Raw genomic sequence first — 20,821 nt, forward strand, 5'->3', positions numbered from 1 at the left:
GCGGTGCACGCAATTTGGCACCAGACGCCATGAGGAACGCCGGCGGGACGAGATTCGCGCCGCCGCCGCCGGTGGATCGGTCGGCGGGCGCACGGTTGAGGTCCGGCTCGCGGTCGCGGGGCGCCGTGGTGGAGGCGCGAGCAGGCGGCCCGGGGTGCGTGGAAGCGGTGCGGGTCGCCGTGGCAGGGCGCGGGCGCGCAGTGAAGGTGCGGGCCGCCGTGGCAGGGCTTGGGCGGCGGGTTTCCAGGAGCTTGATCTGGGCGCGGGGCCGGGGCAGCGCCCTCCGCAACGGCCTCGCGGACACGGAGCCCTCCGTGCCGAGCAGGGCGGGGGTGACGCCGATCTCGGGGCGGGCGGTTGCCTCGGGTCGGAAATCTGTCCGGCGACACACACGGGCGAGGGGTGTGCGTGGTGCCGAGATCCTTCGGGTACACAATATTGCATGACCGCCGCGCCCCCCGTCGTTGCCGATCGTTATCGTCTGCTTGAGCCGCTCGGTGTCGGGGGCATGGGGCGGGTGTGGCGTGCCCGGGACGAGACGTTGCATCGGGACGTTGCGGTCAAGCAGATTGTGCTGCCGCCGGAGCTGTTGGACAGTGCCCGGGACGTGGCGATGGAGCGGACGCTGCGCGAGGCGCGGGCGGCGGCGCGGCTGAGCCATCCCAATGTGGTGCGGGTCTACGACGTGCTGGCGGCGGAGGGGCAGCCGTGGCTCGTCATGGAGTACGTGCGGTCGCGGTCGCTCGATCAGGTCATCCGCGAGGACGGGCCGCTGCCGCCGCGGCGGGTGGCGGAGATCGGGCTGGCGGTGCTCGACGCGCTACGGGCCGCGCACCGGGCCGGGGTCGACCACCGGGACATCAAGCCTGGCAACGTGCTGCTCGCCGAGGACGGGCGGGTGGTGCTCACGGACTTCGGCATCGCCCGGGTCGAGGGTGAGGGGCACGTCACGCGGACCGGGCTCGTGCTCGGCTCGCCGGAGTTCATCGCGCCCGAGCGGGCCCGCGAAGGCATTGCCGGGCCGGCCGGTGACCTGTGGTCGCTGGGCGCCACCCTGTACGCGGCGGTCGAGGGCCGCTCCCCCTTCGGGCGCGGCTCCGCGATGGAGACGCTGTCCGCGCTCGCGTCCGAGGAGGCCGACCCGCCGCAGCGCGCGGGTGCGCTGACCCCGGCGCTGCGGGCGCTGCTGCGCAAGGATCCCAAGGCCCGCGCGGACTTCGCGCAGACCGACGAACTGCTGCGGCGGGCGCTGCTGCGGCCCGAGCAGGCGAAGAAGAAGCGCTCCTGGCTCGGCGGCTGGGGCCGCACCGAGCAGGCGGCGCCCGCCGTGCCCGCGCAGCGCACCCCGACCCGTTCCGAGCGTCCGGCCCGCCCCGCTCCCGTCGTCCCACCGGTCACCGCCCCGCCCGCCGCTGCCGCGGCGGGCGCCGTCTACTCCGGGGCGTCCGCGGTCCGGGGCAAGGCCGTCGTGCCTTCACCCGCCGCCGCGCCGATCGCCGAGGAGCAACCGCACGCCAAGTCGGTCGCCGAGGAACAACCGCAGGCCAAGTCGGGCGTGATCGAGGGCCCGGTCTTCGGCACGGCAGCCGCGGACGAGATCGAGGACGAGGCCGAGACCCCGGTCGAAATCGAGGACGCGGTCGAGACGCCGGCCGAGATCGCGGTCGAGACCGCGGTCGAGACCGAGACGCCGGCCGCCGAACCCGAGGCCGCCACCGAGGAAGAACCCGCGGAGGAGCCCGAGAGCAAGGTCGAGGCAGCACCACAGCCCAAAACCGAACCGCGGCCCAAAACCGAACCGCAGCCGAAAACCGAACCGCGGCCCAAACCGCAGTCGCAGACGCGCGTGGCCGGATCGGCGGCGCCAGTCGTGGTGCCGCCGGGACGGACGCGGGACGAGAAGCGCCGGCGGGGGATTTTGATCGGCAGTGCCGCCGCCGTGGTGGTGGCGGCGTTGCTGGTGTGGTTCGCGGTGAGTACCGACGATGACGGCGGCGGCGACAAAAAGGCCGGCGGCACCACCCAGACCACCGCCGCCGGCGCCGCCCCCGCGCCCAGCGCCGCGGTGAGCTCGCAGGCCGGAGGGGCCGCCGCCCCGACGAGCGCCGCGCCCAGCAACCCGCCCGCCACCACGGCCCCGGCGGAGAAGGTCAACACCGCTTCGGGCTCGTTGCCGCCGCTGCCCGCGGGGTGGATCGACTATCACGACGAGACGGGCTTCTCGGTGTACATGCCGGCGGGGTGGAAGAAGTCGTTCGACGGGCCGCGGATCTACTTCCGGGGCAACGGCCGCACGCTCGGCATCGACCAGACCAACGACCCCAAGCCGGACCCGGTCGCCGACTGGAAGAGCCAGGAGAAGGACCGCGGCGGCACGTACTACAAGAACTACACCGGGCTGGGCATCCGCAAGGTCGACAACTACTTCGTGGCCGCCGCCGACTGGGAGTTCACCTACAGCAACGGGCCCCAGCACGTGAACAACCGGGGCATCGTGGCGTCGGACCACCAGGCGTACGGGATCTGGTGGTCGACGTCCGAGAGCGACTGGAACAGCGCCCGCGGCGACCTCGACATCATCTTCGCGAGTTTCCGGCCCAAGCCGTGACAACGCTGCGCCTGCCCTCGGGTCGCGAGATCCGGGGGCGGGCGCTCAAGGAAGCGGCCGACCCGCCGGACTTCGGCCTGTATCTGCTCGGCCGGGAGCCCGCCATCGCGTGGCCGTCGATCTGGGTGCGCTGGCCGGACTTCTGGCTGCCGACGGACCGCACCAAGGCCAGGCAAGCGTTCCAGGAGGCACTGCGCCGAGCGGAGCACGAGCGGGTCGAGGTCGCGTGTCTCGGCGGGCGCGGGCGCACCGGCACCGCGCTGGCCTGCATCGCGGTCCTCGACGGCGTCCCGGCGGACGAGGCCGTGGCCTACGTCCGCCGGCACTACAGCCCCCACGCGGTCGAGACCCCGTGGCAGCGGCGCTACGTGCGGACCTTCAGTTCGCGGCCTTGAGCAGCGCCGCCATGGCCTCCGGGCCGAACGCGTCGCCCGCGAAGGCGGCGATCCGGTCCAGCGGCATGTTGGCCATCAGCGCGAACATCTCCGGGTCGGCCGCGCTCGCCGCCATCGCCCCGCCGCCGGCCGCGGCCACCGCCGCGAACGTCTCGGTCAGGGCCGCGGCGCCGCGCGGGTCGGCGAACCACTCGGCGAGCGTCGACTCCGCGGTCAGTTCGCGGCGCTCGTCGTCGCCGGCCACCGTGACCGTCGCGGTCGCGCGCAGGTCGCGGGAGGAGGAGCCGACGGCCACCGTGTACTCCCCGGCCTCCACGACCCACCGCCCGAGCTCGACGTCCCAGTAGGCCAGGTCGCCCGCCTCGACGCGGAGCACGACCTCGGTGGACGCGCCGGCCGCGAGCGGTACCGACGCGAAGGCCTTCAGCTCGCGGGGCGCGCGCCGCACGCGGGAGGCGCCGAGCGAGGTGTAGACCTGCACGACCTCGCGGCCGTCGCGGGCGCCGGTGTTCGCCACGGTGACGCGGACCTCGAGGCCACCGTCCAACGTGGACACCGCGAGGCCGGAGTACGCGAACGTGGTGTAGGACAGGCCGAAGCCGAACGGGTAGGCGACGTCCTGCTCGCGGGCGTCGAAGCCGCGGTACCCGACGTGCACGCCCTCGCCGTAGCGCACGTGCCCCTGCTCACCCGGGAAGTCCAGGTGCGACGGGTGGTCGGCGAGGCGCAGCGGGATGGTCTCGGCGAGCCGGCCGGACGGGTTGACCACGCCGAACAGCACGTCGGCCAGGGCCGCGCCGCCGGCCTGGCCGAGCAGCCAGCCCTCGACGAGCGCGGGCACGGCCGCGTCCCACGGCGCGGTGCGCACCACAGCGCCGTTGGACAGCACGACGACGGTGCGCGGGTTGGCCGCCGCGACCCGCTCGATCAGCGCCAGGTGCGCGGCCGGCAGGTCCAGGCTGGTGCGGTCGGAGCCCTCGGTCTCGCCCTCGGAGCCGGCGAACACGATCGCCACAGACGCCGCGCGGGCCAGGGCCACGGCCGCCTCGACGTCGTCATAGCCGGGCGCGAAGTCCACCCGTCCGCCGGCGAGGGCGGTGATCGCGTCCAGCGCGCTGTCCAGCCGCGTGGGGTTGATGAGCGAAGAGCCGCCGCCCTGGTACCGCGGTGTGCGCGCCTGCTCCCCCAGCACCGCGATCGACGGGGTGCCGGCCGCCAGCGGGAGCAGGTCGCCCTCGTTCTTCAGCAGCACGACGGCGCGGCTCGCGACCTCGCGGGCGAGCGCGTGGTGGGCGTCGGCGTCGTACGTGGCGCCGGGCCGCGCGGCGTCGAGCGCCTTGTGCACCAGGGACTCGACCCGCCCCGCGGCCGTGGACAGCGCGGCGGCCGGCAGGGCACCGTCCCGTACCGCTGCGGCCAGGGCCTTGTCGCCGGCCGCGTCGGGACCGGGCATGGTCAGGTCCAGCCCCGCGCGGACCGCCTCGACCCGATCCACGACCGCGCCCCAGTCGGAGACGACCAGGCCCTCGTAGCCCCACTCGTCGCGCAGCACCTCGGTCAGCAGCCAGTGGTGCTGGCTGGCGTAGGTGCCGTTGATCCGGTTGTACGAGCACATCACCGTCCACGGCCGCGCGACCTGCACGACCCGCTGGAACGCGCGCAGGTACAGCTCCCGCAGGGTGCGCTCGTCGACGTCGGCGCTGACCCGCATGCGGTCGGTCTCCTGGCTGTTGATCGCGAAGTGCTTGAGCGAGGCGCCGACGCCGCCGCCCTGCAGGCCGGCGACCCACTCGGTGGCCAGGACGCCGCTGAGGATCGGGTCCTCGGACAGGTACTCGAAGTTGCGCCCGCCCAGCGGCGTGCGCTTGAGGTTGATGCCGGGGCCGAGCAGCACGGCCACGTCCATCGCCAGGCACTCCTCGGCCAGGGCGGCGCCGACCCGCTTGGCGAGTTGCGGGTCCCAGGTGGAGCCGAGCGCCACGGCGGGCGGGAAACACGTGGCCGGCTCGCTGTCGAGCAGCCCGTGCCCCTCGCCCTCGAGCTGCTTGCGCACGCCGTGCGGGCCGTCGGTGACCATGATCGCGGGCACGTCCGCGACGGCCTCGGTGTGCCAGAAGTCCGCGCCGCTGGTGAGCGCGGCCTGCTCCTCGATCTCCATGCCCGGCCCCTTACTGAGTACCTAGTAAGTAGTAACTAACGCGTAACATAGCTCCGGGGGCGACGGCGCGACAAGGGGGTGGTGACGCGGATGGCACGACGCGAGCGCTCGCGGTTGCCGGCCGAGCAGCGGCGCGGCCAGATCCTGGCGGCGGCGACGGCGCTGGTCGCCGAGCGCGGCTTCTGGGGCCTGTCGATGCAGGACGTGGCCGACGCGTGCGGGCTGACCGTGCCGGGGCTGCTGCACCACGTCGGCTCCAAGGACGGCCTGCTCATCGCCGTGCTGGAGCACCGCGACGAGGAGGACCGCCGGTCGCTGGGCGAGCCGGTCCCGGGCGACCTGCGGGAGCTGTGCGCCGCCCTGGTGCGCCGCAACGCGGGCCAGCCGGAGATCGTGCGGCTGTTCGCGGTGCTGGCCGCGGAGTCCCTGGCCCCGGAGCATCCCGCGCACGACTACTTCGCCGACCGCCAGCGCACGGTCCTGGCCGCGTTCGCGCAGCTGGCCGAGCCGCCCGAACCGGCGCTGGCCCGGCAGATCATGGCCACCATGGACGGGCTGCAGCTGCAGTGGCTGCGCGACCCGGCCGGGACCGATCTCGTCGCTATGTGGGAGGAGGCGGCGCGGTTGCTGTTCGCCGGGCGATCGGGGTGAACAGCGCGGCCAGCGCCGTGAGCGTGACGGCGGCGCCGGCGATGGACAGCGTCAGCGGTACTCCGAAATGCTTCGCCGAGAACGTCAGCGCCGCGTCGCCGGCCGGGGCGAGCACGAGCTGCAGCGTCCAGAACGCCGCGGTGACCCGGCCCAGCAGGTGGCCGGGCGTCACCTCCTGGCGCAGCGACACCGAGGAGATGCCGGCGATCCCGGTGCACAGCGTCACCGCGGCCGCGAGCACGGCGACCAGGGGGACGTTGTCGGCCAGCCCGATCCCGGCCACGACCAGCCCGGCGAGGGAGAACGCGCCGATCCAGGTGGCCCCGAACCCGGCCCGGCGGCGCAGCGGCGCGACCGCGGCGGCGGCGAACGTGCTGCCGAGCACCCCGGCCGTCAGCACCAGGCCGATGATCGCGTCGGGCTGGCCGAGCCCGGCCATCAGGTGGTACACGATGACGTCGTTGAGGCTCGAGGTGAAGAAGATCAGCACGGCGAGCAGGACGGTGAGGGGCAGCATGACGGGGTGCCGGCGGATGAAGCGGACCCCGGCGCCGAGCCCGCGCTCGGTGCCGGCGGTGCCCGGGCCGCGCAGCTTCACCAGCGCGATGCCGGCGGCGGAGAGCACGAAGGAGATCGCGTCGAGGCCGATGGCGTAGACCGGGCCGGCACCCTGGGAGACGAGGCCGGCGATCGCGGGGCCGGCCAGGTAGGCGACCGAGTACGCGCCGTACAGCAGCCCGTTGGCCGCGGCGATCCGGTCCGGCGGCACGAGGGCGGGCACCACGGCCACGTAGGTGACCTGGAAGATCATCGAGAACACCGCGGCCGACGGCAGCACGACGTACAGCAGCCACGGCTGCGGACCGGCGAGCCAGCCGAGGGGAATGACGCCGAGCAGCGCGAACCGGGCGAGGTCGCACCAGCGCAGGATGCGGCGGCGGTCGAACCGGTCGGCGATGACGCCGGCGAAAACCCCGGTGACCAGCGTGGCCACCGCCGACAGGGCGCGGATCCAACCCAGGCCGGTGATCGAGACCGAGCCGGTGCGCATGAGCAGCGGGACGGCGGCGAACGTGCAGGCGTCGCCGAACGCGGAGAGCGTCTGCACGCCGAGGAAGACCGCGAAGTTCCGGTCCCGCCAGAGCGCGGTCAAGACCGCAGCAGGGACAGGATCGTGTGCCGCGGCAGGTCGATCAGGCGCGCGTCGAGCTGGTCGTCCCGGCCGATCCGCTCGGCGGCCCGCGCCTGGGCCTCGGACCGGCTCAGCGTGGGGTCGGCGCGGATCAGCGCGTCGCGCAGCACATTGCCGATCTTGCCGTGGACGTGCGTGAGCAGCCAGCCCGCGACGCCGCCGGCCGGGCGCAGCGTCGCCTCCACGGTCGCCTGTTTCGGTCCGGGTGTACTGCGCAGCAGGCGCAGCTCGTACTTGCCCCCCACCAGGGCCCGGAGTGCGGTCTGGGCCTTCTCGTCGCGCAGGTCGGGGTGGTTGTTGGGGACCAGCAGCGTGACCTTGCCGACGTTGAGCGCGAGCAGCACCCGGGCCAGCCACGGGCCGGGATCGCCGGTGAGGTCCACGGTGAGCTCGTCGGCCTTGACCGGCCCGCCGCCGAGGATGCGTGCGGGGCCCTTCGCGGCCGCGCCCTCCAGGGACTGCTCGCCGTGGGTGTAGATGTTGGCCGAGCCGGCCAGGGCGTTGAGGCGGCGGTCGAGGACCTGCCACGTGGTGGCGGTCGGGCGGCACACGTAGAGATCGCTGGCGCTGCCGACGGCCTGGGCGCCGTGGTACCGGTTGAACGCCGGCAGCATCGCCTCGATCACCAGGTCCAGGTCGAGCACGGCCCGCTGCACCTTCAGCCCGAGCGCGGGGGTGAGCGGGCTGAACCCGTAGGCCATCACGAGCCGCCCGTTGGCTCGGTCCCGGAGCGCCTGGGCGCCCCGGCCGAGGAACAGCTGGACGCCCTCCGGGGTGTACGGCGGGTCGGTGAAGATCACGTCGGCGCTGCCCGCGACCGCCGGTGGCAGGCCGAAGCGCAGGTCGGCGTGGTAGCAGGCGATGCCGGCGCGCCGGCCGTCGAGGTAGGCCAGCAGCCGCTCGTCGACGTCGACGACGGTGATCCGCGCGTCCGGGCAGGCCTTGGCCACGGCGAGCGAGGTCAGGTCGTGGTCGCCGATGCACACCAGCCGGGCGCCGGCCAGGTCGTAGGTGCGGGCCAGCCACTGCGCGCGCCGCTCGGCGGTCTCGGCGGTGGCGGAGACGTGGTCGAGGGACTGGTCGGCCTTGGGCGCGTTCGCGATCAGCGCCGCCATCCCCGGCACCGCGGGCACATCGGGCAGGGCGGCGAGGGCGAAGCGGTCGCGGTACACCGGGACGACCGCGGGGTCGAGGAAGACCTTGCCGCCCTCGGTGCGCAGGTCCGCACCGGCCGCGCGCAGGAGCGCCTCGGCGGTGCGGCGGGGGGCGGCGTGGGCCCGGACGAGCTCGTCCAGGGTCGTCGGCCCGGCGGCCAGATCGGCGATCATCTCCCGGATTCGGCGGCCCGCGATCCCGGATTCCGAGACGAGGGCGGCCACCGCTCCGGCCGGCTCGGGTTGCACCGCAGAACCGTACCATCTGTTAACAGTTAACGATCAGTAGCGGTAAAGGGGCTCCCAGCTCTACAAAGCGCGAGATTTCTGGGATGTTTCGACGCCGGAAGTACAGGGTGGGGGCGAGGGTCCGTCTAGGGCATCGACCCTTGTCCAACTCTTCTCATCTGTGTGATCGTCCTCGCATCGCTGCAAGTCGATGCGGACGCCGGGCCTGGGTACGGCGCGCACAGAGGCCCTCCAGACGCTTCGACGAGCGCGTGACCTCCATTGGTTCCGGCCCGCCCGCTCACAAATTCCCCGGTGAGGTTGGGTCGTTGCTGAAAGAAGGCACCCTTTGAAGCTCTCCCCACGGTTCGCTACAGCGGCCGGAGTGTTCGCGGTCGGGCTGGTCACAGCCGGCACGGCCGCGGCCGTGCAAGCCACGACTGCATCGGCGTCCACGGATGCCGTCGAGGTCTCCAATGCCGCCGCCGCCCAATCCGTCGACTCGTTCGTCAAGAGCAAGCCGTCGGTGATCCAGCCGAGCGCCGACGAGGCGTACGTGCAGAAGTCGGTCACCGCGTACGGCAACTCCAAGTACGTGTCGTACGACCGCACCTACAAGGGCCTGCACGTCAAGGGCGGTGACTTCGTCGTCGCCACAGACAAGTCGGGCGCGACGACGTACACGTCCGTGTCGCAGACCAAGGCGATCGGCAACATCTCGACGACCCCCAGCATCTCCGCCTCGGCCGCCGAGTCCGTTGCCAAGCAGCAGCTCACGACGGTCAACAACGTCGAGGGCACCTCGCTGGTCGTCTACACGCTCGACGGCTCGGCCAAGCTGGCGTACGAGACCACGGTGAACGGCATCGGTGCCGAGGGCATCAGCCGCCTCACCGTCGATGTCGACGCGGCCACCGGCGCCGTGCTCGACAAGACCGAGCACGTCATGGCGGGCACCGGCACCGGCTGGATCAACGGCTCGGTGACCATCAACACCACCCAGTCGGGCAGCACGTACAGCATGAAGGACCCGAACTACACGAACGTCTCCTGCCAGGACGCGGCGAACAACACCACGTTCTCCGGCAGCGACGACGTGTGGGGCAACGGGACCGGCACCAACCGGGAGACCGGCTGCGTCGACGCGCTCTACGTCGCGCAGAAGGAACTCGGCATGCTGTCCTCGTGGCTGGGCCGCAACGGCTTCAACGGCTCGGGCGGCGGCTGGCCGATCCGCGTCGGCCTGAACGACCAGAACGCCTACTACGACGGCACCCAGATCCAGATCGGCAAGAACACCGCCGGTCAGTGGATCGCCTCCGCCGACGTCGTGGGCCACGAGGCCGGTCACGGCATCGACGACACCACGCCGGGTGGCATCTCCAAGAGCGGCACCCAGGAGTTCGTCGCGGACACGTTCGGCGCGGCCACCGAGTGGTTCGCGAACAACCCGAACGACCCGCCGGACTACCTGGTCGGCGAGGAGGTCAACCTGGTCGGCAGCGGCCCGATCCGCAACATGTACAACCCGTCGGCCGTGGGTGACTCGAACTGCTACAGCAGCAGCACGCCCGGCTCGGAGGTCCACGCGGCCGCCGGTCCCGGCAACCACTGGTTCTACCTGATGGCCCAGGGCTCGTCCGGCAACGGCCAGCCGTCCAGCCCGACCTGCAACGGCTCGACCGTCAGCAACCCGCTGGGCATCCAGAACGCCATCAAGGTCATGTACAACGCGATGCTGATGAAGACCTCGTCGTCGTCGTACCTGAAGTACCGGACCTGGACGCTGACCGCGGCCAAGAACCTGTTCCCGGGCAGCTGCACCCAGTTCAACACGGTCAAGGCCGCGTGGGACGCGGTGTCGGTGCCGGCCCAGTCGGGCGACCCGACCTGCACCGGCGGCACCACGCCGCCGCCCACCACCGGTGGCCCGACCACCACGCCGCCCACCGGCACCTGCTCCGGCCAGAAGCTCGCCAACGGCGGCTTCGAGTCCGGCGCGGCGTCGTGGACCGGCACCACCGGCTCCATCGGCCAGTGGGCCAGCCAGGGCCAGGCCGCGCACGGCGGCTCGTACAGCTCCTGGCTGGACGGCTACGGCTCGACCCACACCGAGGCGATCCAGCAGTCGGTGACCGTCCCGTCCGGATGTAGGGCGACCCTGTCGTTCTACGTGCACATCGATTCGGCCGAGACGACCACGTCGGTCCAGTACGACAAGCTGACCATCACGGCCGGCTCGACCACGCTGGGCACGCTGTCCAACCTGAACAAGGCCTCCGGGTACCAGCTGAAGAGCTACACCTTCACCGGTACCGGCGCGGCGGTCGCGATCAAGTTCAGCGGCACCGAGGACTCCTCGCTGCAGACCTCGTTCGTCATCGACGACGCGAGCGTCACGCTCGGCTAGTTCCAACGGTTTGCGAAAGGCCCGGGCCGCGCGTCGCCCGGGCCTTTTCCATGTCGTTCACAGGCCTTGCTACAGCGTCACGGCGATGCCCGTCACCGGCGGGCGCTTGAGCCGAAAGACCTTGGTGAAGAAGTTGCCGGCCCGGGACAGGAAGTACTTGCCGGCGATGTACCGCCGGGCCTGTTCGGTCCCCTCCGCGTCGAGCAGCCGCGCGGTGCCGGCCGCGGGCGTCGCGCCCGGCTTGATCGTGCCCCGCACGTTGCACGGGGTGAGCTCGACCTGTGCGTTGTTGCGGATGCGCTTGACCTTCCAGGCGTCGGCGACGGAGATGATGAACACCTCACCGCCGTGCACCGCGTGCCACACCGGCGTCGCGACCGGCGTGCCGTCCTTGCGATACGTGGTCAGGCTGACGTAGCCGGCCCGCTCGATCTCCTCGACTGAGCTCATCCGTTCAATGTACGGAGCCACCCGCTCAACGCCCGCGCCACCTCCTGCGGCGCCTCCTCGGGCAGGAAGTGCCCCGCCGCCGGTACCGCGACCGCGGTCAGGTTCGGCAGCTCGGCCCGGCACAGCGCGACCTTCCCGGCGGTGACGACCACGCCCGGCTCGCCGTACACGAGAAGCTTGGGTGTGTCGCTCCTGCACAGGTGCGCCCATCCTGCCGCCATGAGCGCGGCGGTGTCGGCCGGCTCCCCCGCGATCGGGATCTCCCGGGTCCACTGCAGCAGCGGCCGGCGGGAGCGGGCGTCCGGGTAGTGCTCGGCGTAGCCCGGCGCGACCTCGGTGATGAGGAAGTTCTCGTCGAGCACCATCCGCTCGCCCTCGCCGCGGGTGCGCAGCCGGCGGAAGACGTCCCGGCCGCCCTCGTCGAACTCGTCCCAGCCGGCCAGCGGGCGCAGGTGGCCCTCCATGAACGCGAACGCGGGTATCAGCGGCCGGCGGCGCAGCAGCTCCATGCCGATCGCCACGCCCCAGTCGTGCGCGACGAGCACCGGGTCGGCGATCCCGAGCGCGTCGAGGAACGCGTCGACGTACTCGACGTGATCGGCGAGCCGGTACTCCAGGTCCGGTTTGCCCGAGCGGCCCATGCCGACCAGGTCCGGCGCGATCGCCCGGCGCCCGCCCAGGTCGGCGTGGCGCAGGACCGGCTCCCACAGCCGTGACGAGGTGGGGTTGCCGTGCAGGAACACGATCGGCGGGCCGTCGCCGCCGCCGTCGAGGTAGTGCATCGTCGTGTCGAGCACCTTCACGGCTAGCATTCTGCAAGACGTTCGGTTGGATTTCCCGCCGCGGGCTCCCGGCGGGACCGTCGCGGCCCGTACGCTCGGCGGACGTTCGCCGTGGAGCCTGCCCTCCCGGCCCTGTCCTGGTCGGGGGGTTGACATCCTCCAGTTCCGCATCCTGGGCCCGCTCGAGGTCTCGGCCGAGGCCGGCCCGGTCGACACCGGCACGCCGAAGCAGCGGGCCGTCCTGGCCATGCTCGCCACCCAGCCCGGCCGGATCGTCTCCGTGCAGCGGCTCATCGACGAGCTGTGGGCCGACGAGCCGCCGGAGCGGGCGATCGCGTCGCTGCAGGCCTACGTCTCGCGCCTGCGCCGCGCGCTGGAGCCCGGCCGCACGGCCCGGGACCGCTCGGCGGTGCTGGTCAGCCGCTCCCCCGGGTACGTGCTGCAGGTGCCGCCCGAATCCGTCGACGCCGTCCGGTTCGCGGGCGCCGTCGAGCTTCCGCTGGACTCCCCGGCCGACGTGCTGCGGTCGCTGACCGCGGCCCTGGAACTGTGGCGGGGCGATCCGCTGCCCGAGCTCGGCGACTCGCCGCTCGCGCGGGCCGAGCGGAGCCGGCTGGTGGAGCTGCGGCTGACCGGGATCGAGCGGCATTCCGAGGCGTTGCTGTCGCTGGGGCGGGCCTCCGAGGTGGTGTACCGGACCGAGTCCGCGCTCGCCGAGGCGCCGTACCGGGAGCGGCTGTGGGGGCAGTTGATGCTGGCGCTGTACCGCAGCGGGCGGCAGGCGGACGCGTTGTCGGCCTTCTCGCGGGCGCGGCAGGGGCTGGCCGAGGAGCTCGGGATCGAGCCGGGGCCGGCGTTGCAGCAGCTCGCGCAGGACATTTTGCGGCAGTCGCCTGCTTTGTCCGGCCCGGCTTCGGTCGCTCCGACTTCAGCGCCGCCGGCTCCGATTTCTGCGATTTCTCCGGTTTCTGGTTCCGGGGGCGAAATTTCCGACCCGCGCAGCGTGTCGGATTCGGTGGACCGTGAGCCGCTCATCGGGCGGGACGAGGAGCTGCGGACCGTCGACCGGCTGCTCGGCGAGGCGGCTTCCGGGCACGGGCGGATGCTGCTCGTCTCCGGCAGCCCCGGGATCGGGAAGACGGCGCTGCTGCGGGAGGTCTGTGCCCGGGCCGGCGGACTGGTCGGGACCGGGGCCGGGGTCGACGGGGAGGCGCCGCCCGTGTTCCTGCCCTGGGCGCAGATTCTGCGAGATCTCGCCGGGGGCGGCGCCGCAGCCTTGGCCGAGGCGTTCGCTCCCTACGGGAACCTGCCCGCCGTGCTCGATCCGACCCTCGGGGACGTGCTGGCGCTGCCCGCGGCCGAGCGGATCGCCGACCCCGAGATGGCCCGGTCGCGGCTGCTGCGCGGGATCGTGGACGGGCTGGGACGGCTGGGGAGCACGGCGCCGCTCGTCGTTGTGCTCGACGATGCGCACTGGCTCGACGCGCCCTCGACCGTGCTGCTGACGATGTTCGCCAAGACGTTGCGCGGGAGCCGGGTGCTGCTGGCCGTCGGGTACCGCGAGGCCGAGCTCGCACCCGGGGCGCCGCTCGCCGGCGTCCTCGCGGAGCTCGTCGCCGATCCGGCCGCGGTGCGGATGCCGCTCGACGGGCTCGGGGCCGACGGGATCGCGGCGCTCGCCCGGTCCGTCACCGGTGGGGACGTGCCGGGCGGGACGGTGGCGATGCTGGCCGACCGTACCGGCGGCAATCCATTCTTCGTGGTTGAACTGCTGCGGGTCCTCGTGGCCGAGCACACGCTGTCGCCCGAGCACGTGCCCGTGCGCGTCCAGGAGGTCGTGCGGCGGCGGCTCGCGAAGCTCCCCGGGCAGGTCAACGCCGTGCTGGCGGTGGCCGCGGTGCTCGGGCGGGACGTGGCGGTGCCGGTGCTGCGCGACGTGGTGCAGATCGACGAGCTGGCGCTGTTCGACACGCTCGACACGGCCGTCGTCGCCGGGCTGCTGACCGCCACCGACGACCCGGGGCTGCTGCGGTTCTCGCACGACCTGGTGCGCCAGACCGCGTACCAGGACCAGGGGCCGCTGCGCCGGGCCCGGCTGCACGCCCGCGCGGCCCAGGCGCTGCGCGACACCGGGCTCGGCACCGCCGCCCAGCTGGCCGGGCACCTGCGGGCGGCGCTGCCGGTGCTGTCGCCGTACGACGTGGTGCCGGCCCTGGCCGAGGCGGCACGCGAGGCGTACGACCGGACCGCCCACGAACAGGCGACCGGGCTGCTCGACGAGGGCCTGGAGCTGCTGGGCCGGGTCCCGGCCGGCGAACGGCGCGACGTGGCCGAGCTGGACCTGCGGATCCGGCTGGCGTACATGCGGCAGGCGAGCGAGGGGTACCTGGCGCCGGTGGCCCGGGAACAGTACGCCGCGATGGAGCCGCTGCTGCTGCGGCTGCGCGGGCGGCCGGTGCTGGACGTGCTGCCGGCGCTGTGGGGCTACGCGTCGTTCCACACCGCGGCCGGGGACGTGCAACGCGCGGTGTCGGTGGCCCGCGCCCCGTCGCACGGGCCCGGCGATCCGTGGGCCGCGGTCGTCGCCGAGGTGCACGAGGGGCACGCCGCGCTGGCGGTGCCGGACCTGCCGCGGGCCCACAAGCACTACGAGAACGCGCTCGCCGCGCTGCCCGGCGGGGACCTTCCGGTGTTCCCGATCGTCAACTGGGACCCGGTGATCGGCGCCCTCGCCCCGGCCGCGATCGCGTGCGGGCTGCTCGGCGACGACGCCTCGGCGCAGGCCCACCTGCGGGCGGCGCGGGCCCGGGCGGGGCGGGTCGGCGAGCTGTTCCTGGACATGTACGTCGCGCACTTCACCGCCGTCGTGGCCGCCGACCGTGACGATCCCGGTGCGGCCGCGGCGGCGTCGCGGGAGACCCTCGCGCTGGCGGAGCGGGGTGGGCACCGGGAGTACCAGAGCCTGGCTTCGCTGGTTCTTGGATGGGCGGAGGTGCGCACCGGGGATGCGTCCGGGCTCGCCCGGATGGCCACGGCGCGGGAGGACCTGGGCGCGGCGATGCGACGGTTCGGGCGGTTGGAGGCCCTCTACGCCGAGGCGCTGCTGACCCTCGACCGGCGCGCGGAGGCGGCGGCGGTCGCGGCGGCGGCGCTGGAGGCCGGGCTGCCCGGGCAGAGCGCCTTCGCCGAACCCGACCTGCGCCGCGTCCACGCGCTCGCGACCGGCTCGCGCGACTCGGCCTGCGCGGCCCTGGCCCGGGCCCAGGAGCTCAGCCACGTCCCGGCGACCGCGCGGGCGGTTGGAGTCGTTTCTCCACCCTGAGTTCCACCCGTGGGTGGCGGCCCGTACGGCCGCCGATCAATACCTTCAGGGACATGAACACGACCACGCTGCTGATCGCCGTCGCCGCCATCGTCCTCGTCATGATCCGCCGGTTCGCGGGCGAGCCCCTCGAGGCCCGCCGCCTGATCGTCGTGCCGGTCGTGCTGCTGCTCATCGGCGGCTACTCCCTCGCCCAGGTCGACTTCGCCACCGCCGCCCAGCACCCGGTCGTCGACGGCGCCGTGCTGGGCGCCGGCGCGGTCCTCGCGGTGCTGGGCGGCGTCGTGCGAGGTCTCACGGTGAAGGTCTTCGTGCAGAACGGCCATGTCTGGTACCGCTACACGCTCGTCACCATCGCCGTGTGGATCGGCCTGATCGTGCTGCGGGTCGGCCAGACGTTCGCAGGCCGCGCCCTGGACGCCGACTCCGCGGTGCTCAGCGCGGGCCTGCTGGTGATCCTCGGGCTGAGCTTCCTCGGCGAGGCCGCGATCGTCGGGCGGCGCGCGATCGCCACCGGCGCGCCGTTCGCCCCGCGGGGTGCCCGCCGTGCCGCCCGCCGTGGCTGACGCCGACACTGGTGCGGTGTTCGAGTTCGTGACGCCCCAGCGGATGTTCCGGTACCGCCAGCTGCGCAGCCTGGTGATCCTGGTCATCCTGACCGTCGCGATGTTCCAGGACGACCCCCGGCCCGGCCCGTCCGGCCGGGGGCTCGTCCTGCTCTGCGGGGTCGTGCTCGCCGCGGCCGCGTGGGTGGCGATGACGTTGCGGTGGGGGGCGCCGCGCTGGCAGCCGTACACCGTGGGCGCCTGCATGGTCGTGGGTATCGCCCTCACCGTCGCCCAGCACGGGGGCATCGCCGGCTGCTACGCCCTGGCCGCGGTGACGATCGCGACGGCGTCGCTGCCGTTCCGCACCGCCGCGATCATGACCGGGACCGGCGCCGTCCTGCTGGCCGGCACCCACGCGATCCTCGGCGCCCCGCTGGAGACCGTCGTCATCTGGGCCGGCGCGATGCTGCTGGTCCTGCTGCTGGGTACGATCCGCCGCGAGCGCGCGGCCAGCGCGGCCGCCCTCGCTGACGAGCAGGCCAAGGCGGCCGCACTGGCCGAGCGGGCCCGCCTCGCGCGCGAGATCCACGACGTGCTGGCCCACTCGCTGTCGGCCCTGTCGCTGCAACTGGAGACGGCCGCCGCCCTGCTGGAACGCGACCGCGCGGCGGACGCGGCGGTGATCGTCGACCGCGCCGGTCGCCTGGCCCGCGACGGCCTGACGGAGACCAGACGCGCGGTGAGCGCCCTGCGCGGCGACCCGGTGCCGCTGCCGGAGCTCCTGCGCGAGCTCACCGCGGACCACGAGTTCGCGCTGGTGGGGACGGCGCGGGAGCTGAGCGCGGAGACGGGGTTGGCGCTGTACCGCACGGCCCAGGAGGCGCTGACCAATGTGCGCAAACACGCTCCGGGGAGCGCTGTTGCCGTCCGGTTGGAGTACGGCGCCGCGGACGTGCGCCTGACGGTGCGCAACCACGGCCCGGCGGGTCCGCCGACGACAGGGCTGTCGTCCGGGTACGGCCTGACCGGCCTACGCGAACGCGCCGAGCTGGCGGGCGGCAGCTTCAGCGCCGGGCCGACGGACGACGGCTGGCTCGTGGATGTGAGGATGCCAGGGTGACGATCCGCGTTGTCGTGGCCGACGACCAGACCGCCGTACGCGAGGGCCTGGCGCTGATGCTGAGCCTGCTGGACGACGTGGAAGTGGTGGGCGAGGCCGCGGACGGCGAGGCGTGCCTGGAGCTGGTGGCGCAGCTCAACCCTGATGTGGTTTTGATGGATCTGCGCATGCCCAGGCGCGACGGGGTGTCGGCGACGGGGGCGATCCGCGCGTCACACCCGGACACGCGGGTCGTGGTCCTGACCACGTACGCGGACGACGACCACATCCTGTCCGCGCTGCAGGCGGGCGCGCTGGGCTATTTGACGAAGGACGCGGGCCGGGTGCAGATCGCGCAGGCGGTCCGAGCCGCGGCAGCGGGCCAGTCGGTGCTGGACCCGCAGGTGCAGCAACGCTTGCTGGCCGCGGCGGTGCAGGGTGGCGGGACTGCTGCTGTTGCCGCTCCCGTCGACGGCTTGACCGCCCGGGAGACGGAGGTCCTGCGTTTGATCGCGTCGGGCTTGTCGAACCGCGAAATAGCCGGACGACTTTACGTTAGTGAGGTCACTGTCAAGTCACACATCAATCGCTTGTTCGCAAAGATCGGCGTACGCGACCGTGCGCAGGCAGTTCGCTATGCGTACGAGCGAGGGCTGACGTCGTGATCGACTACTGCGCGTTTCGGGTTCTTGCTGTGCGTGATGCTGGTGAGATCCAACTTTTTCGGGTTGGGTAGGATTGAGGGATAGAACGAGCCGCCCCGCCCGGACCTATGCCTTCGAAGCCAGCGCAACGAGAACTGCCCCGGCCGGACCGGCAGCGGCGTGCCGGAAGCCGGTGCCGGCCCAGAGGTTCACGCGCTCGCGGTCCCCGGCTTGCGCGGCGGCTTTGCGAAGCGGCGAGGTGAGATAGTGCACGGCGGGGTACCCGGATGGCGCCGCGAGGTGATGCCGGTCGGTGAACCCGTTGCGCAACGCCCGGGCTGGACGGCCGCTGAACGCTCGCGTGAGGAGGGTCGCGCTTCGGTCTACAGTGGACGGCTGACCTTGAGGGGTGGCGCCCTCTGCGCGCCCGGCATCACCCGCATGGCCCGAACCCGCAGCCGAACTCGCGGGCGCCACGCTTGAACCCGCCGCAGGGCTGGGGCTGGCCGGCGCCGCACTCGAACCCACCGCGGGACCCGCGGGCGTCACGCTTGAACCCGCCGGCGCCGCACTCGAGCCCACCGCGGGACCCGCGGGCGTCACGCTCGATCCCGCCGGCGCCGCGCCCGAACCCGCCGCAGGGCCCGCCGGCGCCGCGCCCGAACCCGCCGCAGGGCCCGCCGGCGCCGCGCCCGAATCTGCTGCTGGGCCCGCTGGCGCCGCGGCTGAGTTCGCGGCCTCCGCCAGTGCCGCCTTGTGCACCGCCGACGCGCCGCTCTCGTCCGTCCGCAGCAGCGCGGTGCCCACCATCACGGCCTGCGCGCCAGCCGCCAGCGCGGCCCTCACGTCGTCCGGGGTGCCCACCCCGCCTGCGGCGATCGCCGGGAGGGCCGTCGCCGCCAAGATCGAACGTACCAAATCGGGCAAATCATCATTTGTCGGAATATTTCCTGGTGTGAACGTGCCCGAGTGCGCGCCCGCGGCCGCGGACTGGATGATCAAGCCGTCGACGCCCAGGTCAGCCGCCGCGCGAGCCTCCACAGTGGACGTCACCGTCTGCAGGACCACGGTCCCGGCCCGGCGCAGCGCGGCCACAACCGAGGCCGGCGGCAAAGCGAACGTGAACGACACAACCGGCACCGGCCGGGCCAGCAAGAGGTCGATCTTGGCGGACCAGTCGTCGTCGTGCTCCACGATCTTGGCGCTTGCCAGGTCCAGGCCGTAGCGCGCCGCCTCCGGCTGCAGGCGATAGGCGTAGGAGCGGAACTCGCCCGGATCCACCGGCACCGGGTTCGGGGCGAACACGTTCACCCCGAACAGGCCGTCGACCTCCGCGATCCGCGAAGCCAGCTCCGCCGCCGACAGATAGCCCGCGGCCAGGAAGCCCATCGAGCCCACGCCCGAAGCGGCGCGGATCAGGGCCGGCGTCGTCGGGCCGCCCGCCATCGGGGCGGCCAGGACTGGAAGGTCGGTGCCCAGCAACGGTGTCATGCACCGATCATCCCTGGTTCAGGGCGTCCTGTACCGAGGTCTCGTGCTGGCCCAGAAACACCGGGTCGCGGCCCGACAGGACATCGAAGGCGGCCTTGTCCGCGGCGCCGTACTCGCGGTACGACGCCTTCAGCCACGGGTCGCGGAACTTGGCCACCGTCGTGTCGCCCACGCCCGTGGCATCCACGCCCAGGTGGCGGCACAGGGCCACGGCCCGTTCCAGGTGGAAGGCCTGGGTGACGATGATCATCCGGTCCACGCCGAAGACGCGTTTGGCCCGCGCGCAGGAGTCGTAGGTGTCGAAGCCGGCGTGGTCCTCGATGATGCGGCCGGCCGGCACGCCGTGGGAGTTCAGCCAGAGCCACATGTTGCCCGGCTCGTCGTAGCCCCAGTCCATGTGGTCGCCGGAGACGAGGATGGCCTTGACCTTGCCCGCCGCGAACAGCTGCCGCGCCAACTCCAGCCGCGCCTCCAGGAACGGCGACGGGGTGCCGTCGTCGTAGACCTGCGCGCCGAGCACCATCACCACCGGGGCGGCCGGGACCGTGGCGACCGTGTAGAGGTGACCGTTCGCGGCGGTGCGAAGCCACATGCTGCTCTCGGCCGTGAGCAGGCCGCCCACGACCGCGGCGGCCACGCCCAGCCGGACCAGGCGTACGAGCCAGACACGCATTCGCATTCCCCCGAGGATCGCGCGCACGCACCAATTTACAACGTTGCGCCGTCAATCCGACACGCGCGGACCCCACGTCCCCGAAGCCGCAGCCATGCCCGCGGCCAGCGCGCCGGACGAGATCAGCTCCTCGTGCGTGCCCGGCGCGCCGCACGCGAACGCGCCCGACACGGCCCCCGCCAGGGCGCACTCCGGCAACGGGCGGCCACCGAGCCAGCGGCTCAGGAAGGCGGTACTGAACGCATCCCCGGCACCGTTCGAGTCGACCACCGGACGCGACGGCACGGCGACCGGGTAGCGCGTGATCGTCGAGTCGGCCAGCACCCGGCAGCCGCGCTCCCCCTCGGTCGCCACCACCACCGACGCGCGTCCCTTGCCCGCGATCGCGCGCATGACGTCGTCGATCGTGGACGGTGCCGACGCGGAACTCAGAAACACGATGTCCGCCTCGCTCGCCATGGGCCAGGCCCACTCGTCCACGCCGTTCCAGGCGTGGATGTCCGTCGAGGTGGTGATGCCCCGCTCCCGCGCCGCCGCCCACACGGCCGGGGTGCGGTCGGTGGCCACGTGCACGTGTGCGGCGCGGGCGACGAGCGGGAGGTAGAAGTCCTCCGGGAAGCGGTACCCGTCCGGGTGGCGCCCGTCGAAGAAGGAGAACCGGCGACCGGCCGCGTCGACCAGGTTCACGCTACGCGGGGTGCCGTTCGGGGCCGGGATGCTGACGTGGTCGAGGCCCACCGCGGCGTACCGGGCCTGGATCAGCGCACCGAACGCGTCGTCGCCGAGCAGGTCGGCGAAGCGGGTGCGCAGGCCCAGCGCGTGGAAGCCCAGCGCCACGCCGTTGCCCGAGTGGGCGACGTAGTCCCGGATCGGCGGCACCGGCAGGTAGTCGCCCGCCGGCAGCGCCAGCTCCGGGACGCGCACGATCGTGTCCACCCCGGCCCCGCCGAGCACCAGCACATCGAAGTCCGCCATCGCGCGAGCATAGACGGCGCGGGCGCACATCGAGGGGCATG

The 20,821-nt window shown here is 73.1% G+C and carries 16 protein-coding genes; 8 read left to right on the top strand and 8 right to left on the bottom strand.

Features of this window, described 5'->3' with window-relative positions:
• The first annotated feature begins 508 nt into the window (after positions 1-508).
• Positions 509-2,608: a protein kinase domain-containing protein gene (locus ACQP00_RS39750; RefSeq protein WP_433206555.1), complete on the top strand. Its 2,100-nt coding sequence runs from the start codon at positions 509-511 to the stop codon at positions 2,606-2,608.
• Positions 2,605-3,003 carry a protein-tyrosine phosphatase family protein gene (locus ACQP00_RS39755; protein WP_433206558.1) on the top strand — a complete coding sequence of 133 codons (399 nt, stop codon included), beginning with the start codon at positions 2,605-2,607 and terminating at the stop codon, positions 3,001-3,003. The genes ACQP00_RS39750 and ACQP00_RS39755 overlap by 4 nt, the downstream gene beginning before the upstream one ends.
• On the opposite strand, the gene ACQP00_RS39760 is transcribed toward ACQP00_RS39755, so the two are convergent.
• Positions 2,987-5,161 carry a glycoside hydrolase family 3 C-terminal domain-containing protein gene (locus tag ACQP00_RS39760; protein WP_433206561.1) on the bottom strand — a complete coding sequence of 725 codons (2,175 nt, stop codon included), beginning with the start codon at positions 5,159-5,161 and terminating at the stop codon, positions 2,987-2,989. The genes ACQP00_RS39755 and ACQP00_RS39760 overlap by 17 nt on opposite strands.
• A gap of 90 nt (positions 5,162-5,251) precedes the next feature.
• Between ACQP00_RS39760 and ACQP00_RS39765 the strand changes: the two genes are divergently transcribed.
• Positions 5,252-5,812: a TetR/AcrR family transcriptional regulator gene (locus ACQP00_RS39765; RefSeq protein ID WP_433206564.1), complete on the top strand. Its 561-nt coding sequence runs from the start codon at positions 5,252-5,254 to the stop codon at positions 5,810-5,812.
• Here the strand turns inward: ACQP00_RS39765 and ACQP00_RS39770 are convergent.
• Together ACQP00_RS39770 and ACQP00_RS39775 are read right to left on the bottom strand one after the other, a co-directional pair.
• Entirely contained in the window at positions 5,763-6,965 is a 1,203-nt protein-coding gene (locus ACQP00_RS39770; RefSeq protein WP_433206567.1) for an MFS transporter, read from the bottom strand. The two genes, ACQP00_RS39765 and ACQP00_RS39770, sit on opposite strands and share 50 nt — an antisense overlap.
• Positions 6,962-8,407, bottom strand: a complete 1,446-nt coding sequence (locus ACQP00_RS39775; protein WP_433206570.1) for a bis-aminopropyl spermidine synthase family protein — start codon at positions 8,405-8,407, stop codon at positions 6,962-6,964. Before ACQP00_RS39775 ends, ACQP00_RS39770 begins: the two co-directional genes overlap by 4 nt.
• A 328-nt stretch (positions 8,408-8,735) precedes the next feature.
• On the opposite strand from ACQP00_RS39775, the gene ACQP00_RS39780 reads away from it, so the two are divergent.
• Positions 8,736-10,796 (top strand): M4 family metallopeptidase, encoded by a 2,061-nt coding sequence (locus tag ACQP00_RS39780; protein ID WP_433206573.1) that lies wholly within the window; start codon positions 8,736-8,738, stop codon positions 10,794-10,796.
• Between the two features lie 69 nt (positions 10,797-10,865).
• Here the strand turns inward: ACQP00_RS39780 and ACQP00_RS39785 are convergent, their stop codons facing one another.
• Both ACQP00_RS39785 and ACQP00_RS39790 read right to left on the bottom strand, forming a co-directional pair.
• Positions 10,866-11,246, bottom strand: coding sequence for a PPOX class F420-dependent oxidoreductase (locus ACQP00_RS39785; protein WP_433206576.1), 381 nt, complete (start codon positions 11,244-11,246; stop codon positions 10,866-10,868).
• A complete protein-coding gene (locus ACQP00_RS39790) occupies positions 11,243-12,049 on the bottom strand; it encodes a haloalkane dehalogenase (protein ID WP_433206579.1) in 807 nt (268 codons plus the stop codon). Before ACQP00_RS39790 ends, ACQP00_RS39785 begins: the two co-directional genes overlap by 4 nt.
• 25 nt (positions 12,050-12,074) lie before the next feature.
• Between ACQP00_RS39790 and ACQP00_RS39795 the strand changes: the two genes are divergently transcribed.
• Genes ACQP00_RS39795 through ACQP00_RS39810 form a run of 4 tightly spaced genes read left to right on the top strand, consistent with a single transcriptional unit; the run spans position 12,075 to position 17,662 of the window.
• A complete protein-coding gene (locus ACQP00_RS39795; RefSeq protein WP_433206582.1) occupies positions 12,075-15,350 on the top strand; it encodes a BTAD domain-containing putative transcriptional regulator in 3,276 nt (1,091 codons plus the stop codon).
• Positions 15,351-15,403: 53 nt separating this feature from the next.
• On the top strand, positions 15,404-15,916 hold the full coding sequence (locus ACQP00_RS39800; protein WP_433206585.1) for a hypothetical protein: 513 nt from the start codon (positions 15,404-15,406) through the stop codon (positions 15,914-15,916).
• A 16-nt stretch (positions 15,917-15,932) separates the two neighbouring features.
• Complete coding sequence (locus tag ACQP00_RS39805; RefSeq protein WP_433206588.1) at positions 15,933-17,018, top strand: sensor histidine kinase; 1,086 nt, start codon at positions 15,933-15,935, stop codon at positions 17,016-17,018.
• Positions 17,015-17,662, top strand: coding sequence for a response regulator (locus ACQP00_RS39810; protein ID WP_433206591.1), 648 nt, complete (start codon positions 17,015-17,017; stop codon positions 17,660-17,662). The genes ACQP00_RS39805 and ACQP00_RS39810 overlap by 4 nt, the downstream gene beginning before the upstream one ends.
• Before the next feature lie 105 nt (positions 17,663-17,767).
• On the opposite strand, the gene ACQP00_RS39815 is transcribed toward ACQP00_RS39810, so the two are convergent.
• The 3 genes from ACQP00_RS39815 to ACQP00_RS39825 are packed head-to-tail and all read right to left on the bottom strand — an operon-like array spanning position 17,768 to position 20,780.
• Positions 17,768-19,132 carry a nitronate monooxygenase gene (locus ACQP00_RS39815; RefSeq protein WP_433206594.1) on the bottom strand — a complete coding sequence of 455 codons (1,365 nt, stop codon included), beginning with the start codon at positions 19,130-19,132 and terminating at the stop codon, positions 17,768-17,770.
• Between the two features lie 7 nt (positions 19,133-19,139).
• On the bottom strand, positions 19,140-19,805 hold the full coding sequence (locus ACQP00_RS39820; protein ID WP_433206597.1) for a SanA/YdcF family protein: 666 nt from the start codon (positions 19,803-19,805) through the stop codon (positions 19,140-19,142).
• A 51-nt stretch (positions 19,806-19,856) separates the two neighbouring features.
• A complete protein-coding gene (locus tag ACQP00_RS39825) occupies positions 19,857-20,780 on the bottom strand; it encodes a carbohydrate kinase family protein (RefSeq protein WP_433206600.1) in 924 nt (307 codons plus the stop codon).
• Between the last annotated feature and the right edge of the window lie 41 nt (positions 20,781-20,821).

This window comes from Dactylosporangium sp. CS-047395 (genome assembly GCF_050942185.1).
Classification (GTDB): Bacteria; Actinomycetota; Actinomycetes; order Mycobacteriales; family Micromonosporaceae; genus Dactylosporangium.

What these genes read in the sequence shown, in the direction of transcription:
- ACQP00_RS39765 (WP_433206564.1), top strand. Translation starts at nt 5,252, where the DNA reads ATGGCACGACGCGAGCGCTCGCGGTTGCCGGCCGAGCAGCGGCGCGGC.
- ACQP00_RS39785 (WP_433206576.1), bottom strand. Translation starts at nt 11,246, where the DNA reads ATGAGCTCAGTCGAGGAGATCGAGCGGGCCGGCTACGTCAGCCTGACC.
- ACQP00_RS39760 (WP_433206561.1), bottom strand. Translation starts at nt 5,161, where the DNA reads ATGGAGATCGAGGAGCAGGCCGCGCTCACCAGCGGCGCGGACTTCTGG.
- ACQP00_RS39825 (WP_433206600.1), bottom strand. Translation starts at nt 20,780, where the DNA reads ATGGCGGACTTCGATGTGCTGGTGCTCGGCGGGGCCGGGGTGGACACG.
- ACQP00_RS39820 (WP_433206597.1), bottom strand. Translation starts at nt 19,805, where the DNA reads ATGCGTGTCTGGCTCGTACGCCTGGTCCGGCTGGGCGTGGCCGCCGCG.
- ACQP00_RS39815 (WP_433206594.1), bottom strand. Translation starts at nt 19,132, where the DNA reads ATGACACCGTTGCTGGGCACCGACCTTCCAGTCCTGGCCGCCCCGATG.
- ACQP00_RS39800 (WP_433206585.1), top strand. Translation starts at nt 15,404, where the DNA reads ATGAACACGACCACGCTGCTGATCGCCGTCGCCGCCATCGTCCTCGTC.
- ACQP00_RS39750 (WP_433206555.1), top strand. Translation starts at nt 509, where the DNA reads ATGGGGCGGGTGTGGCGTGCCCGGGACGAGACGTTGCATCGGGACGTT.